This window comes from Dictyobacter sp. Z7_2, assembly GCF_057551105.1.
The window spans coordinates 1271048-1286431 of the sequence record NZ_BAAJPE010000001.1 but is presented as its reverse complement, the minus strand read 5'-3'; the positions used below and the strand labels follow the sequence as shown (position 1 = coordinate 1286431).

15 protein-coding genes are annotated in these 15384 nt (G+C 54.6%); 13 read left to right on the top strand and 2 right to left on the bottom strand.

Features of this window, described 5'->3' with window-relative positions:
* Window positions 1–243 precede the first annotated feature (243 nt).
* Window positions 244–1509 carry an MFS transporter gene (locus AC27N8_RS04895; RefSeq protein ID WP_487064532.1) on the bottom strand — a complete coding sequence of 422 codons (1266 nt, stop codon included), beginning with the start codon at window positions 1507–1509 and terminating at the stop codon, window positions 244–246.
* Between the two features lie 332 nt (window positions 1510–1841).
* Window positions 1842–2651 (bottom strand): hypothetical protein, encoded by an 810-nt coding sequence (locus tag AC27N8_RS04890; protein WP_487064530.1) that lies wholly within the window; start codon window positions 2649–2651, stop codon window positions 1842–1844.
* 533 nt (window positions 2652–3184) lie between these two features.
* Here AC27N8_RS04890 and AC27N8_RS04885 point away from each other — a divergent pair.
* The 13 genes from AC27N8_RS04885 to AC27N8_RS04825 all read left to right on the top strand — a co-directional run bounded on the left by AC27N8_RS04885 (window position 3185) and on the right by AC27N8_RS04825 (window position 15353).
* Window positions 3185–3862 (top strand): carboxypeptidase-like regulatory domain-containing protein, encoded by a 678-nt coding sequence (locus AC27N8_RS04885; RefSeq protein WP_487064528.1) that lies wholly within the window; start codon window positions 3185–3187, stop codon window positions 3860–3862.
* Between the two features lie 19 nt (window positions 3863–3881).
* Complete coding sequence (locus AC27N8_RS04880; protein WP_487064526.1) at window positions 3882–5105, top strand: phage tail sheath family protein; 1224 nt, start codon at window positions 3882–3884, stop codon at window positions 5103–5105.
* Window positions 5098–5580, top strand: coding sequence for a phage tail protein (locus tag AC27N8_RS04875; RefSeq protein WP_487064524.1), 483 nt, complete (start codon window positions 5098–5100; stop codon window positions 5578–5580). Before AC27N8_RS04880 ends, AC27N8_RS04875 begins: the two co-directional genes overlap by 8 nt.
* A 1-nt stretch (window position 5581) precedes the next feature.
* On the top strand, window positions 5582–6460 hold the full coding sequence (locus AC27N8_RS04870) for a hypothetical protein (RefSeq protein WP_487064522.1): 879 nt from the start codon (window positions 5582–5584) through the stop codon (window positions 6458–6460).
* The gene (locus AC27N8_RS04865) at window positions 6448–7203 is read left to right on the top strand and encodes a CIS tube protein (RefSeq protein ID WP_487064520.1); all 756 of its coding nucleotides are present in this window, start codon (window positions 6448–6450) and stop codon (window positions 7201–7203) included. Before AC27N8_RS04870 ends, AC27N8_RS04865 begins: the two co-directional genes overlap by 13 nt.
* Window positions 7200–8720, top strand: a complete 1521-nt coding sequence (locus AC27N8_RS04860) for a phage baseplate assembly protein V (protein ID WP_487064518.1) — start codon at window positions 7200–7202, stop codon at window positions 8718–8720. Before AC27N8_RS04865 ends, AC27N8_RS04860 begins: the two co-directional genes overlap by 4 nt.
* A 5-nt stretch (window positions 8721–8725) precedes the next feature.
* On the top strand, window positions 8726–9070 hold the full coding sequence (locus AC27N8_RS04855) for a hypothetical protein (protein ID WP_487064516.1): 345 nt from the start codon (window positions 8726–8728) through the stop codon (window positions 9068–9070).
* The gene (locus AC27N8_RS04850) at window positions 9067–9498 is read left to right on the top strand and encodes a GPW/gp25 family protein (RefSeq protein ID WP_487064515.1); all 432 of its coding nucleotides are present in this window, start codon (window positions 9067–9069) and stop codon (window positions 9496–9498) included. Before AC27N8_RS04855 ends, AC27N8_RS04850 begins: the two co-directional genes overlap by 4 nt.
* Entirely contained in the window at window positions 9498–12089 is a 2592-nt protein-coding gene (locus AC27N8_RS04845) for a hypothetical protein (protein ID WP_487064513.1), read from the top strand. The genes AC27N8_RS04850 and AC27N8_RS04845 overlap by 1 nt, the downstream gene beginning before the upstream one ends.
* The gene (locus AC27N8_RS04840; RefSeq protein WP_487064511.1) at window positions 12076–12645 is read left to right on the top strand and encodes a phage tail protein; all 570 of its coding nucleotides are present in this window, start codon (window positions 12076–12078) and stop codon (window positions 12643–12645) included. The genes AC27N8_RS04845 and AC27N8_RS04840 overlap by 14 nt, the downstream gene beginning before the upstream one ends.
* Before the next feature lie 42 nt (window positions 12646–12687).
* Window positions 12688–13170 (top strand): hypothetical protein, encoded by a 483-nt coding sequence (locus AC27N8_RS04835; protein WP_487064509.1) that lies wholly within the window; start codon window positions 12688–12690, stop codon window positions 13168–13170.
* A gap of 39 nt (window positions 13171–13209) precedes the next feature.
* Window positions 13210–14115, top strand: coding sequence for a hypothetical protein (locus tag AC27N8_RS04830; RefSeq protein WP_487064507.1), 906 nt, complete (start codon window positions 13210–13212; stop codon window positions 14113–14115).
* Between the two features lie 320 nt (window positions 14116–14435).
* Window positions 14436–15353, top strand: a complete 918-nt coding sequence (locus tag AC27N8_RS04825; RefSeq protein WP_487064505.1) for a COG1470 family protein — start codon at window positions 14436–14438, stop codon at window positions 15351–15353.
* Window positions 15354–15384 lie beyond the last annotated feature (31 nt).

Sequence of the window (15384 nt, the reverse complement as noted above, 5' to 3'; positions counted from 1 at the left end):
TGAGATATTGTTGGCTTAAACCAAAGACATCAAGTTCTCCAATATAAGCTCGGTTTTTGATCTCGCCAACAATATCACTAAACGGTGATGGGGCATAAAGCCCCACCGCGTCGATTTCGAGAGCTCATGTTCTCATTGCGCTTAATCCCGGGAATCCCTTCCGGGCACTAAAAAGAAGACCATTCATATTTCCCAATGTAACTTTTCAGGTGTTAACAAATCGCATCATGTAAGCAAGCAGTATTAACTGCTTTTTATGCTTGATTCTTGTTCATGCCGTCTTTGGAGAAGCGGGAAAGCTATCCAGAGGCAGAGGATGGCGAGGACTGTCAGAAACGAAGCTGAAGCATAGGCTTGAAAAGGTCCCCAGGTGGTGTACACGAAACCGCCAACCAGTGGTCCGACCACCCATCCAAGCGATTGCAACGCTTGTGTGACTCCACTCACACGACCTTGTTCTTGCTGTCCCACCATTTCAGAGAGGAGTCCTCGTACAGCGTTTTCGACGAGGCTCCCCGAACCTGCGAAAAGGATGAGACCGATAAACAAGAGGAGCGGTATGGCAAGTAACGCGATGGAACCAAGCACGATATAGCTGATACCGACCAGCACCAGGGCGATGAGACCGAGCCTGATCTTACCTAAGAGCGCGAGGAACCAGCCGACCAGCACTCCCTGTACGAGAATGTCTACTGCTCCGACCAGAGTCACAACAAGACCGGCCTGCGTTGCATTGAAGCCAAGACTATCCTTCATCAGGACCGTGAGCGTTGTCTGCAACATGCTAACCGGGAGCGCATACAGGAACCAGGCTAGCAAGATCCAGCGCACGTTTGTCCAACGAAATGCGGACGCCAGTTGTTTCAATGGATTGAGCTCGCTCACCGAAATGGAGGTGATGCGGTGCTCTTTGTCCAGACTTTCTGGGAGCCAGAAGTATCCCCAGATGAGCGTCAGCAGGAGAAGGCTCGCAGAGACAAGAAAGGGGACGCGATAGTTGATCGTTGCCAGCAGTCCACCAAGAGCCGGGCCAATGAGAGAACCGACTCCAGCCGCGGCACCCAGCTGACCGAAGTACTTGCCACGCTCATCTGGTTCGGTAATGTCAGCGATGTAGCCGAACAAGACGCTGATATTGCCGCCTGTCAGGCCATCGATGATGCGTCCAAGGAAGAGCAGCCAGAGCGCACCTCCAAGACCGAAGATGAGATAGCCGCACGCGGAACCGAGGAGACAGATGAAAAGAATTGGACGTCGTCCGAAACGATCGCTCAGGGCACCCAAAACTGGCGCGGCGATTAGCTGACAGAGACCATAGGAGGCAGTGAGCCATCCCACGATGGCTGCCAGATTCGTTGGCTGAGACAGGTACTGTAATGTGAGAAACGGAACAAGAGGGACAATGATCGTCATCCCCATGGTGTTCAGAAGGGCGATAACGAGAAGAAGCACGAAAGACGTGCGTCCTACCGATGTGTGCAAGGTCGTAGGACCTGCTGATTTGTTCATAGAGAAGCTCTACCTTTGCAAAAAAGTTTATCCTACTACTTCCAGGCGGAGTAGTAGCATGAACCTTTTCAAACAAGTTTGAGCTGTCTCGCGTGATGATACGCTGCACACCTGTTTACGAATATATTGGCAGAGAAGAAGAGAGCATGTCTCTGCTCTTCATTCTCGCTGTGCGCCGCATGCGGCGCGAACATATTCGCACGATGAGCAAGCATGCTGACAATAGATGTTCATTGGAGGGGGTGTCAACATTCCATCCTTGCTTCATCGAAATATTTACTGTTTGCTTTTTGAAAAGACGTAGCGATCGTATCACAAGACGTTTTTGTTTGTCAAGCGTTGTTCCCTCTGCTCATTTTGAGTGGATGTCCGAGCCGTAGAATTTTAATGATCGCGATGATGGCTCCGATGAGCAGGATAACTGCCCAGATAATGGCAATTATCCCCAGGATAATTGCCCCCAGGGCATCTGTGATACTCACCAGGAAGCTGGGCACGAGTCCGATGAGGAAGCTGACAATAATATTGCTCAGCAGCGACGTGAGTATGATCAGGATCAGCCCAATATTTTCCAGGTTACGCTGCTGTGACAGAAAGAGACAGATAGCGATCCCGAACTTCAGCAGCATCAGCAGCCCCAACACGATATCCACGCCCCCCCGATTGAATGATCCATAAATGATCAGATAGATAATGGTGCCAAAGGGCACGGCCAGGAGAAGCGAGATCATCAGCAGCAGCAGGGCCAGCGTGATGAATATCTGTCGTATGGCTGCCAGGATAAGTAAGATCGAGAAGATCAACGTGGCGATGCCTTGCACTCTCCCTAATAAGCGTTGCGGAATGAGCAGAGCACTGCCCATCAAAGCGATCGTGAAAAGTACAATGATGTCGATCAGAGCCAGAGCGGGCGCACTTTGTCCCGGAGGGCGCTCCTGCTTGCTCACCTGATCGACGACACTTTGCTGATCACTGCTGAGTTTGGCCGTAGCTGAACTGATCTGTGCAGGTAACTGAAAACTCTGCACCGGAACAGGAGTACTTCTCAGGATGCCTGGTAGTGCTGTTCCGGTCTCCATACATACGGCTATAAGCGCTAGTACGATAGCTATAATCAAGAACGGACTACGTAAGCGATCCATCGGCTATTGCCCACTTTCTCGGGTTTCTACCTGATTAAGACATGAGTGTCAAAGCTCTATTGTTTATATCTCTTGTTAGCAATAATTATAGTAATACCACTGCCTGTAAATCCTAAAAAAAGAAATAGTAAAGTGAATATTATGAATCTGCTTCCTGATAAGGGATATATAAGAGTAAGGTTTACAAACATCAAGAGACCCAGAAAAAGTAAGACAATTGGCAAAATATTTCTCATTGAAAAGCGCCTTTCTACTATTTATACTTTTATGCCTTGCTTTTAGGGAAGGTATTAATTATGATACTATTTAAGCAGATAGGTTGTAATTAGTATAGCTGACTATTATATGGCTGGTCAAGTAAAGTGTAGCTTTTATGGTGCTATGAGAGTAGCCGGTAAGGTTGAGTATGAATCTGCTGAGAAGTATTTACGGGGAAATTGATATGTAAAAACCTGGGCGGTGGGACGTTCTTAATTATAGCTGGACGACAAAAAGGAGATATCGAGTTCTCCGTTTGCTAAGAGAGGTTTGCGTTGATTGATCAAGCGGATAGGGACCTGCGTGATTGGGCGAAGGGCGTGATCACCGATGTAGATGTTCTGCTCTGTCCACCGCATCAGCTGGATGGGAAGCAAGGGATCAGTCTGTATCTTTTCTCGTTAGTCGATCCGCCGCCAGCATGGATGAATCGCGTATCCGCGACGCCGATTGCGCTTCAGTATCTGGTCACCAGCTGGTCTGATGATGATGAGAAGGCTCATCAGGCGCTGGGAAAGCTTGCTCTGGCCTGTCTGGAGAAGCGTGAATATGAACTGAATCTGACTGAACTGCCTATCACGCTCTGGACCGCTTTTGGCATTGCTCCGCGCCCCGCCTTGATGCTACGTGTCCCCTTCTATGTTCAGCGTCCGGCCCCGGTAGTGAAGCTGGTGCGGGGACCTCTGGAGGTGCGTGGTGCTCCCATTGTTAGCCTCCGCGGAACGGTTCTGGGACCTGGCAACGTTCCGCTCTCGGGGGCCAGCGTGGAAATACCTGCTCTTCAACTGACTGACTATACCAATGCGCGAGGACAGTTTCACTTCTCAACTGTTCCGAGCGAGCCACATGCTATCCAACTGGTCGCGAAAGCGCGAGGGCGCATCCAGACAGTCCTGATTGATCTTCCTGTTTCAGACCAGGAGCCCCTGGAGATACGTTTTGATTTATTTTGAGGTGAGGTGATCAATACATATGGCAACGTATTCAGCACCAGACATCTACATTGAGGAAGTCTCTGGCGGTGCACGACCGATTCAAGCGGTCGGTACCAGTACGGCAGGTTTCGTTGGCGAGGCACCAGATCCCACCAGATCCGTCAACGAGGCAGTAGCTATCAATAACTGGTCACAATTCGTACGCTTTTTTATCGCGGAAGGAAGCAAAAGCACAGCGCTCTCCCAGGCCGTCTACGGTTTTTTTCAGAATGGTGGAAGTCGCTGCTTCGTAGTGAATGTCGGGAAAGGCGGAGCAATTACCGGTGGAGGGCGTACCCGCACGGGCCTGGATGTCTTTGAACAAGTTGATGAAATTGCTATCGTGGCCGCTCCTGGTTACACTGATGCGGCATCCTACGAGGCTGTCCTGGCGCACTGCGAAAAGCTGGGCGACCGTGTCGCCATCCTGGATGCTCCTGACGGAGTCACGAATATCTCCCTGTTAACGCAAGTTGCCACGGCGACATCTTCAGCCAAAGCGAGCGATAAAACCGACGCTCCCAAAGATGCCGCTACTGGTCTGCGTCCGCGCCAGTCGGATAGCGGCTTTGGAGCCTTCTATTTCCCCTGGATTACTATCTCTGACCCACTGGCTGCCGGTACCCTTGTCGACGTGCCACCCTCGGGTCATATTGCGGGCATCTGGGCTCGCACGGATGCCACACGTGGAGTGCACAAAGCGCCAGCGAACGAGGCTGTGCGAGGAGCCCTCAATCTGAGCTATCAGCTCACACGCGAAGAACAAGGATTGTTGAATCAGCATGGAGTCAACTGTATTCGCTCGTTTGCGCGTGAAGGGATTCGCGTCTGGGGAGCACGTACGGTCGCCGATGGCAGTAGCGAATGGCGCTATCTGAACGTGCGCCGTCTGTTCAATATGATCGAAGAATCGATTGCGACCAGTACGCGCTGGATTGTCTTCGAGCCGAACGATCGTACCTTATGGAAGTCGATTCGCCGAGATATCTCCGCCTTCTTGACGCGTCTCTGGCGTGATGGAGCCCTCATGGGACGCACGCCGCAAGAAGCGTTCTTCGTCAAATGCGACGAGGAGACGAATCCCCCCGACGTGATTGACGCTGGCTCAGTGATCACGCTGATTGGAATTGCGCCAGTCAAACCGGCGGAATTTATTGTTTTCCGCATTAGTCAGTATGAGAGTGGTATTGAGACCGAGACGGTAGGAGGTTCCAATGGCTGATGCTGGTAGCGCTGCACCAGATGCAGGGCAGTCGGGTGCACAACCCGGTGTATTCAACGATCCCTATCGTGCCTACAATTTCAAGCTGGTGATTCAGGGCGTGACCGAGGGACACTTCACGGCGTGCAGTGGACTGGGCATCAAAGTGCAGGTGATTAAATATCGCGAAGGAGGGACGAGCCAGATCGTCCACTGTATCCCAGGACCGGTAGAATACGCCGACATCACGCTACGCTATGGCCTGACCGCCTCGCACGAGATCTGGGATTGGCTTTTGGATGCCGTCGCCGGCAAAGTCGTACGCAAAAACGTCTCGATCCTGATCCTGGATAGCGATGGCGTAAGCGAAGTGATGCGCTGGGACCTGATCAACGCCTGGCCAAGCGAGTGGCGCGGCGCGCCTCTGGACGCTTTGAGCCGCGAAGTCGCCATCGAAACGCTGACATTAGTATATGAGACGCTCCAGCGAGCCTGAGATGAAGAAGCAAGCATTAAAGACCACCGTCGTACGCGCCTTCGCACATTCATTATACAGGCTAGCTGATAGCATGCTCATAAGCATTGGCGAAGAGCCACTAGCTGCCCGCGCCTTACAAAGCGAACGTGCAAAACGGGATGCTAATAACCAACCAGCATCCCAGATCACCTATCTGGACACCGATCAGCCGCCCGCGCACTGGCTAGAGCGCGTCCAAAAAGATGCCCCCGACCTCTTACAACCTGCACGCCCCCACCCCAAAAGTAGCGTCGGACGCTCGCGTCCGATGTCCAGTTCATCGTACGAGATCGCCCAACCGCAGCCTCTCCCGTTCTCATCCGGAACAGCACAATCGCAGCCTGCAAAGCCCACCGACGTAGCGGCGCGGCTCCGCCGTGCTGTCAGCATCTCGTACGACAATATTCCACGCATCACTGGAAGCAACGCAGACGAGACGATCTCTCAATGGAACCCCACGAGATACGCAACGAAAATAGGCCATCTCGTTGCGCATCTTACGCGTCGAAGAGTCACGTTCAATCACGTAGCGTCAGGTCTTGGGCCTGATGTCCCACTCGACGCACGACCGGAACGGCAGCTGGCAAGCGCCACGCCCACGTCCAACGGCGATCTTTTCGCACCACAGGAGGAAGAGTTCGAACCCCAACCGAACAGGTCGGCACACGTGCAGCGGCACCTGCCACCTGCCTTCGGTCGTACGTCGAGTGGATATCAGGCCCAAGACCTGACGCTACGTTGGCCGTCGCTCCCTGAAGTCGAAGCGGGAGATGTTCAGGATTGGGAAGCGATGCGACGTCTCTGGTCGCGGCAGCAGCGTCTCGATGAGGAGCAGCGAGGTGTGTCATGGAGCGGGTAGCATTCTTATTGGAAGAGACTAATGAGCGGCTAGGCTGTCTGCTGAACCCCAACAGTCTGGTGATGCGTCGCGAAGCAGGAGTGGCGTCGCGTCGAGCGTCCGGCGGATCGCTCACGGGAGCCGGATTGCGTGACGATCCGCTGCTCTATACTGGCGGAGGCAAGACCGAATTGGATTTAAACCTGCTCTTTGACGTCTCTCTGGCAGGCTCCTCGATTCAGACCGATGATGTCCGTGACCTCACGATGCCGCTCTGGAATCTGGCCGAAAATACACGTGGCACTGGCGCATCCCAGCGACCGCCGCTGATCCGTTTTGTCTGGGGAAAATCGTGGAATATCCCGGGCATCGTCGTTGCCGTGGCCGAATATCTCGAACAATTTAACGCGAACGGAGCGCCGCAGCGCTCGTGGTTGAGCCTGCGGCTCTGGCGCGTCAACGAGCCCTTAAAGGGAACCACCGCGAGCGACCCCTCGCTTGTATCCACGCAGCCGTTGACGCCTCAGGACATGGAGATCCCGGCCACGAGCGCGGCAGAGGATCGCGTGCGTGTCCATGTTGTGAGTCAGGGCGAGCGCCTTGACGCCATCGCCGCGCAATATTATCCCAACGTTTCTGCGGCTGATGTGCCTGCACTCTGGCGACTCCTTGCCTCATTCAATACGATTCAGGACCCTCTGCACATTCCGGCAGGCTCTATACTGCGTATACCGCCGCTCTCGGTGCTGGGAGGGACGATATGAATCATGTACACTCCCTGCCAGCTGTCCTGGTAGAAGCGGATGGAGTCTCCATTCCTGCTCAAGATCTGCAAGCGCTGCAAGAGGTACGGGTGCAGCAGCAGCTATCGCTTCCGACGCTCTGTGAGCTCACCTTCGCAGATCCGCCCGGCTCACTCATGGGAGTCTCTCATCTTGTCCCGGGAAACATGCTGCGGATAGCGATTGAGGAGAGCCGTGAGCCTTTATTTGTTGGTCAGGTGACCGCCGTCGAGCATTTTTACGGACCGACGCGTCGGCACGAGTTGCGTGTACGTGGCTACGATGTCCTGCACCAACTGCGCAAGCGACAGTCGGTACGGGCGCGTGTCCAGGTGACAGCCCGTGATCTGGCGCAGGAACTGGTGGCGGATGTGGGACTGACTGTGCAGGCTGTCGAGCCTGGACCATTATGGCCCTGGCTTATCCAGCATCGGCAGACGGATCTGGAGCTGCTTCAGGAGGTCACCGAGCGCTGTGGACTTTATTTGGCGGTGCGAGGTAACATCTTACACCTCCTGACGCTGCAAGGGATCGGTGAGTCTCTACCGCTCGCGCTGGGTGAGACGCTTTTGCAGGCTCGTCTTGAGATAAACACTGATGTGCTCTGCCGCTCTGTCAGCGCGACCGGCTGGGATACTTCTCGGATCGAGAAGCATGAGAGTCTGGTCTCGCAGGCGCGTGTCGGACGTGAGGTGAGTGCCAGGATTGAGCCTGCCAGCGTGAAGGCGAGCGATCAGCGTGCGCTTGTGAACGAGGGAGCCATCAATGATGAGCATGCAGCCGGCCTGGCTCAGGCGGATTTAGATCAGCGGGTAGCGCGTGAAGTGACGCTTTGGGGCATCGCAGAAGGAGATCCTCGGCTGCATCCGGGCACGCCCGTCGTCGTGGCAGGAGTGGCCGATACGCTGGCCGGACGCTATATCCTCTCCAAAGTTATCCATACGATCGATGCGCAGAACGGCTTTATCTCTGAAATTTCCAGCGTGCCTCCACAGCCGAGGGTTCGTGCGCGTGGCAGTGTAGCCACGTTTGGCGTGGTGACGCAGATCGATGATCCCGAGAAGTTGGGACGTGTGCGCGTTTCGCTCTCGACCTATGGCGATGTCGAGACGGATTGGATGGGTGTCCTCAGCGCTGGAGCAGGTGTTGGGAAGGGTTTGATGGCTCTGCCCGATATCGGTGATCACGTGCTGATTCTCTTTGCGCATGAAGATCCAGCGCAGGGGATTGTCCTGGGCGGCCTCTATGGGACGCATGAGCCACCTGATACGGGCATCGACGGTGGTGAGGTGCGCCGTTTTACGCTGCTTACTCCAGGCGGCCAGCGCATCCGCCTGGATGATGGACAACAGACGCTGCGTCTGGAGAATAGCGTGGGCAGTTTCTACGAACTCTCGCCCCAGAAAGTACGCGTCCACGCTGCCACCGATCTGGAGATCGAGGCTCCGGGACAAAGAGTCGTGATTCGTGGCAAAAACATCGATTTTGAGAGGGGATAACGCGTATGAAGTGGCTCACTGAGGATGCGGTTCTTATTTGTCAGCACGAGCTAGGGGTTGTCAAGATTATTCCTGTCCAGCAGAGTCTGGTGACGATTGGACGGCGCAACGTGCTGGTGGAACATGATCCAGAATTGAAGCTGATTGTCGGCTGTCCCAATATCGGAGCGACCATCAAACCGTGCACGCTGACGCAAAAGGTCAATGCGGGCTATTCAGATTTTATGCGCATCGATGGCCTGCGCATCTGTCTCGATACCGTGACCGGGCTCACCGATGGCACGCCGCCAGGAGTTGTGAAATACACGGTGCAGGCTCCCGGCCAGGAGTTAGTGACGGGGGATGCATGATTACACCACGTTATCGGGCCTGGAAATTTATCCATCCCGACCTGGACACGGCAGAAGGAGCGCCGGGACTCAAGCTTTCTCCTCAGGGCAGCATTGCGCTGGTCGATGATAGAGCATCGGTGCGTCAGGCTATCTTGCTGCTGCTCTCCACCATCCCGGGCGAGCGTGTCATGCGACCGAGTTATGGCTGTCAACTGCATCGTCTCGTTTTCTCTCCGAACGATCAGACGACGGCTGGACTGGCTATTCATTATGTCCGTCAGGCCATTGATCTGTGGGAGCCGCGTGTTGAGGTGTTGCATCTGGACGCCGAGTACAATGCAGAGACGCCGGAGCAACTCATCATCAGCCTTGAATATCGAGTGATTGCGACGCAGCAGCTCGATACAACCACCTATTCCTTCAATCTTGCAGGAGGAGATCGCTAATGCCACTTGTATCACCTAATCTGGACGATCGCGACTTTCGCCAATTAATGGAAGAAGCGCGTCGTCGCATCAGCCAATCCTGCCCGAGCTGGACTGATCTTTCACCGGGTGATCCTGGCCTGATGCTGCTGGAGCTTTTCGCCTATCTCACCGAAACGATGATCTATCGACTCAATCGCGTGCCGGAGAAGATGTACATCGAGTTTCTGCGCCTGATCGGGACACATCTTCAGCCGTCGGCGGCGGCGAGCGTGACGCTCCTCTTTACGCGCTCGCGAGCAGACGAGCAACCGCTTCAGATTCCACGCGGCACGCGTGTCACGCTCTCGCGCTCGGATAGCTCTGGGGACGCCCTTATTTTTACGACGGCTGAACATGCGACGATTCCGGCGGGCGAGACTCAGATTGAAGTACTGGCGCACCATTGCGATCTGATTGAAGGGGAACTGGCGGGTGTAGGGACTGGTCTCCCGGGCCTGGTTATCAATGCGCAGCGCCCGCCGATTGTGGCCGCCACGGGCGACGCTCTGGATCTGGTGGTCGGTGTCGAGGCGCAAGCGAACGAATTAGGTGAGCGTATTCCCGCGATCGAGTATGCCGGTAAAACATATCGCATCTGGCGTGAAGTCGAAAATTTCACGGATGCCAATGTGGGCGATGATACGTACGTCTATCTCGTCGATCGCATGTCAGGGATGATTATCTTCGCGCCCGCTGCTCGCCTGGAGCAAAAAGATGGACAGTTAGCAGCGGTCCCTGAAGCGTTGGCGGCTATCCCAGCTATCGGCCGAGAGATCCGCCTGTGGTATCGACGCGGCGGAGGTCCAGAGGGCAACGTTGAAGCGAATACCCTGATCAAGCTGAAGGATGTTATCAATGGCCTTCAGGTGACGAATCCCGCTCCCGCTCTGGGAGGCCGTGCCCCCGAGACGCTGGATAATGCGATGGTGCGGGGTCCGCAGCAATTGCATTCGCTGCAACGTGCGGTGACGGCTCGTGATTTTGAACTGGTAGCTTTCTATAACTCGCAGGCTGTGGCACGGACTAAAGCCTTAACGCAGGCATCCTTGTGGACTTATGCCTTACCGGGCACGGTCGAGGTCCTGCTGGTGCCTTTTCTCCCGGACGAGATGCGTCGAGGTGGCCAGGTCACGGTGGCGGCGCTTCAGGATCATCAGACAATGGACGCCCTGAACCATGTCCAGCAGACCCTGGATGAGCGTCGTCCTCTTGGTACAACCTGTGTCGTACACTGGGCTCACTACAAGACGGTACGTGTCTCGGCGAAGATTGCTGTTCGTCGTGAAGAGGATCTTCAAGCCGTCAAGCAACGTGTGATCGAGCGCCTCTATCAGACGATTAATCCGCTGCCAACCCAATACAGTTCAACTGGCTGGCCCTTCGGTCAGGCTTTACGCGCCTCGCATGTTTACGATGTGGCTCTGGCTGAGCCTGGAGTGCGCTGGGTCGAGCAGGTCAGGCTCCTGGTGGACGAGGTTCCAGAGAGTAATGTCTCTGTGATTACTGCCGATGCAACTCAGCCGCATGTCTGGTATGCGGGCAGCGGAAGCACGCTCTTCCGCTCGTTTAACGATGGCGATGGCTGGGAACCTGCCGGTAGTTTTAGCGGCGAGGAGATCAGCGTCATCAAGACGCATCCGGGCCGGGCCGGACTGGTGGCTGTGGTGACACTCCTTCCCAACAACACAGGTTCGCGTATCTACGTCTCGCGCGATTGTGCCGAGACCTGGAATCCCACTGTCTACTCGCTTGCCTTTCAGGTGCAGGATCTGGCCTGGTACCTGCGTAACGGTGAGCCTCTTTTGCTGCTGGCGACCAATGTTGGGTTGTATGAACTGGCGATCCAGCCCAGCAGCAGCCCGGTCCAGATAGTCGTCGACAAGTCGAATCAAACGCTTGGCTTTTATGCGGTCGTTGCCAGTATGGATATTCGTGGGAGTATCAATATTGCGGTGGCGGCTCAGAACACTGCGGGTATCTATCTTTCGACCTCCAGCGGGACCACCAATGGTTTTCGCTCGATCGGACTCAAAGGGATGGATGTGCGTGAGCTGGTGGTGCAGATCGATGGTCCACGCTCGTTTCTATGGGCGGGTCTGGCGGCGCAGAGTGGTGATGATCCTGGCAAAGGCTGCTTTGTCTGGGAGTTGCTTGGATCAGAAGATCCACCGGATAAGTGGCAGGCCTTTGGTAAAAATTGGGATGGTGGGAGCTGTCACGCGATCACTTTTGCTGGAGGACAGGTGCTTGTGGCCTCCCATCGTTCCGGCGTGCTGCGCCTTGATCTCCATTCCCGCGATGCCGCCTGGCAGAAGCTGGACGTCGGCTGCGGCCTGCCGCTGCGCGATCAGGGACGCTTTCTTCCGGTGCTCACGCTGGCGACCGATCCCGGAGCGCAGCAGCTTTTGGCTGGTGGAAGCAAAGGCGTTTTACGCAGCACGAATGGGGGAGTCAATTATGTATCGATCTCTCAAAAGGAGTTTCTGGATAAAGTCACTTTGCCTGTAACCTGGTTGTTTGTCTCCGGAGCACACGATATCACGGTGGAGAGCGAAGATGAAGCGGACTGAAATTGAGCAGCTTCTTCCTGGAGTCTTCCAGCGCACGCTTCAGGAGGGTACTCCTCTATTTGCGCTGCTGGAGGTCATGGAGGCGTTGCCCGCGCCTGACGAGGCTATCCTGGATACGATTGATGCCTTTTTCGATCCGTATCGCACGCCGGATGCCTTCGTACCATTCCTGGCGAGCTGGATTGATCTGGATCGCCTCTTGTCGGAGCGTCCCGAGGGGGTCAAAAACTTTTCGCCTCCGCCCCTTCCGAGTGGCATGGGACGGTTGCGCGAACTGGTGGCCGCCGCTCCATTTTTAGCGCAGTGGCGCGGTACGGCCAAAGGGCTGCTCCGTATCCTGGAGACAGCGACGGGCATCCAGGGTTTTGTCCTGGATGAGCAGGTCGTTGGACCTGATAATCTACCCATGCCGTTTCACTTTCGGATTCGTATCCCGCAGAGTGCCGTGATCTACCGCCCCTTGATTGAACGTATTATCGAGTCGGAGAAGCCTGCCTATGATACCTATGAACTTCAAGTGCAAGACGAGCTAGAGCCAACCCAAAAATTGCATTAACAAACGCATTGAAATTCTATTTTTAGAAAGGAGGACATGGGTATGAGGAGAGCGAAAATTTTTCTCGGTATTCTATTTTTATGCGGCCTGCTCTTCATCGTAGCGATCTATCTCGGGGCGGGACACTCAGATGATCGGACGTTCCAGGTGCCAGGTTGGCTGACTGGTTTTGGAAACACGCTCACTCAGCCGCAGCCATTAAAGTTGACGGACCTCACTCCTGCAACGGCAAGTTGTCTTCAGAAAGGGACGATTGTCGTGCCGGCCGGTGCTACATGTACATTCGCGATCCAGGCATCATCATATAGTCAACGCGTCGTCTCGTTACGTCTGTCCCAGGGAGCCTCGGCCACCGTGATGCTGACAAGGCAGGAAGACATCCTGCCCGTGCAGCAAACGTTGTCCGGCGTGGGAGCACTGACCAATGCGGACCTGAAAATTTTTTCAGGCAAAGCTCATGGAGTGCTCAGCATCCAATGTCTCAACGCAGGCGGAGCCGCTGCCTGTATCTTCGCGCCGAAGTAAATCGCCAAGGATCAAGGATCTCAGAAGAGAGGAATCCATATGTCGAGTCCATTTGCAATCACGGCGTCCACGAACACCGTCACCCTGGATAATGGTCGACAGGGACAAGATGCCTTTACGGTCTCCAATACGACCGCGCAGACTATTCATAGTCGAGCTCACATAGTCGCCCAGGTGGAAAGTATCAACGCCTGGTTGACGCTCAAGGGGGAAAGCGAGCGCGATATTGACGCTTCTGGTAGCCAGCAATATACGGTTCTGATCGCCGCCCCTCCTACTGCTCCGGCGGGCGACTACACCTTTCGCCTGGATGTCGTGGATCAGGCCAATCCCGATGACAATTTTAGTCAAGGTCCAACCGTTAAATTCTCGGTTGCTGCGCCGGCCCCCGTACCAAAAGCCTTTCCGTGGTGGATCGTTGCCGTAGTGATTGGAGTCCTCATTTTGCTGATCGGAGGCTCATTTGGCATCTACAGACTCACCCAGAAAGACATTGTTCCCACACCGATAGCGGCGGTACCGACTCCATTTGATCCCGTGCTGGGAACGTGGACTGGTCAGGTTACGAATAGCACTGGAGGCTTTAGCGGCCTCTTAAGCCTGGATGTCATGCATGGCGACACGGTTGATGGAACACTCTCTCAGCGCCCTTCCTTCGTACTCAAATACACGCGCATCGTAAATGTGACTGGACGTGAAGACGTCTTGAGCCAATTTTCCGCTGTTGATCAGCAGCGCTTACAGATTGCTATCGCAGCCTATGGCAAAGGCCAGGGTGTATTTCTGACCTTCACCGAAACAACGGTCATACAGGGGAATGCTACCCAATTGAATTATCAATATTATGCGGTTCTTGATGCAGATAACAGTTTACACGGCGTCTGGTTTGCGCCTGGTTCCAAGGCGATCAGTGGCACCTTTACCTTTACATTCACAACTTCGTAATGCTCTGCCAATGGTCATCACGCCTCGGTCGCAGAGGAGATGTGCCTCCCGAACAGATCCGTGAAGCCGTGAGGTGACAGGCCAGCCAACGTAGCGCCGTGGTCTTGTGCCCGGCGGGCTCGTGACGTACGTAACTATAAATATCATTTTGCCTGTCATCCTTGCTCGAAAAGACAGACAATTGCGTATACAGAGTCTTTTATTGGACGTATTCGTGCGTGAACTGGTCGCCGGGCGCAAGACCACGGCGCTACGTTGGCTGGCGTTTGCGCCTGGTGCAAAGAGTTACGACGCTATTTTTTTAGAGGGGGAAATTCATCATGTCGGGTCCATTTGCGATTACTGCGGCCACCAATAGCATCACACTCGACGATCGTCGACAGGGACAAGATGCCTTTACAGTCTCAAATACGACTGCGAAGACCATTCACAGCCGAGCTCATCTCGTCTCTCAGCCGGAGAGCATTATCTCCTGGTTGACCCTGCAAGGAGAAGCCGAGCGCGATATCGCCGCCTCTGGCAGCCAACAGTATACCGTCCTGATTGCTGCTCCATCGACGGCTCCGGCGGGCGACTACACTTTTCGCTTGAATGTCGTCAACCAGGCCAATCCTGATGACGATTTTAGTGAAGGCCCCACCATTCAGTTCAGCGTCGCGGCCCCGCCTCCGGCACCCAAACCGTTTCCCTGGTGGATCGTTGCCGTGGCAGTAGGAGCCCTGATCCTGTTGATAGGGGGCTCATTTGGTATCTACAAACTCACCCAGAAAGATGTCGTACCTACACCCACCGCCGTGGTTCCCACACCTACACTTGTACCTACACCCACTGCGACGCCATTTGTTGCCCTTGGAGGAGCGTGGAGTGGGCAGTTTACCTATAGTATAGGCGGAAGTTTTCGTGGTGTCTTAAGCCTGAATCCTCAGGGCAATGGATCTATTGAAGGTACTCTTGCCGAATTAGATTACAATAGCGTGGTGGGCGTGACCGGCACCGAAAATACGCTGGATCATTTCTCGCCTGCTGATCAGAAGCGCCTCCAACTAGTCACTGCGGCCTATGGAAATGGTAAGGGAATTTTTCTGGCGTTTACTGATCCGACCGCCTTGCAAGGGAATGCAGTTATCTTAAACTGCCAGTATGATGCTGTACTTTATCCAGATAATAGTTGGCATGGCATCTGGTCCTATCCGGGCGTTGATACGGCCAGCGGAACCTTTTTGCTGACGAAATCGTAGCCAACAGATTTCATCTGCATATGGTACTATA

What these genes read in the sequence shown, in the direction of transcription:
- AC27N8_RS04895 (WP_487064532.1), bottom strand. Translation starts at nt 1,509, where the DNA reads ATGAACAAATCAGCAGGTCCTACGACCTTGCACACATCGGTAGGACGC.
- AC27N8_RS04890 (WP_487064530.1), bottom strand. Translation starts at nt 2,651, where the DNA reads ATGGATCGCTTACGTAGTCCGTTCTTGATTATAGCTATCGTACTAGCG.
- AC27N8_RS04880 (WP_487064526.1), top strand. Translation starts at nt 3,882, where the DNA reads ATGGCAACGTATTCAGCACCAGACATCTACATTGAGGAAGTCTCTGGC.
- AC27N8_RS04875 (WP_487064524.1), top strand. Translation starts at nt 5,098, where the DNA reads ATGGCTGATGCTGGTAGCGCTGCACCAGATGCAGGGCAGTCGGGTGCA.
- AC27N8_RS04870 (WP_487064522.1), top strand. Translation starts at nt 5,582, where the DNA reads ATGAAGAAGCAAGCATTAAAGACCACCGTCGTACGCGCCTTCGCACAT.
- AC27N8_RS04865 (WP_487064520.1), top strand. Translation starts at nt 6,448, where the DNA reads ATGGAGCGGGTAGCATTCTTATTGGAAGAGACTAATGAGCGGCTAGGC.
- AC27N8_RS04860 (WP_487064518.1), top strand. Translation starts at nt 7,200, where the DNA reads ATGAATCATGTACACTCCCTGCCAGCTGTCCTGGTAGAAGCGGATGGA.
- AC27N8_RS04855 (WP_487064516.1), top strand. Translation starts at nt 8,726, where the DNA reads ATGAAGTGGCTCACTGAGGATGCGGTTCTTATTTGTCAGCACGAGCTA.
- AC27N8_RS04850 (WP_487064515.1), top strand. Translation starts at nt 9,067, where the DNA reads ATGATTACACCACGTTATCGGGCCTGGAAATTTATCCATCCCGACCTG.
- AC27N8_RS04845 (WP_487064513.1), top strand. Translation starts at nt 9,498, where the DNA reads ATGCCACTTGTATCACCTAATCTGGACGATCGCGACTTTCGCCAATTA.
- AC27N8_RS04840 (WP_487064511.1), top strand. Translation starts at nt 12,076, where the DNA reads ATGAAGCGGACTGAAATTGAGCAGCTTCTTCCTGGAGTCTTCCAGCGC.
- AC27N8_RS04835 (WP_487064509.1), top strand. Translation starts at nt 12,688, where the DNA reads ATGAGGAGAGCGAAAATTTTTCTCGGTATTCTATTTTTATGCGGCCTG.
- AC27N8_RS04830 (WP_487064507.1), top strand. Translation starts at nt 13,210, where the DNA reads ATGTCGAGTCCATTTGCAATCACGGCGTCCACGAACACCGTCACCCTG.
- AC27N8_RS04825 (WP_487064505.1), top strand. Translation starts at nt 14,436, where the DNA reads ATGTCGGGTCCATTTGCGATTACTGCGGCCACCAATAGCATCACACTC.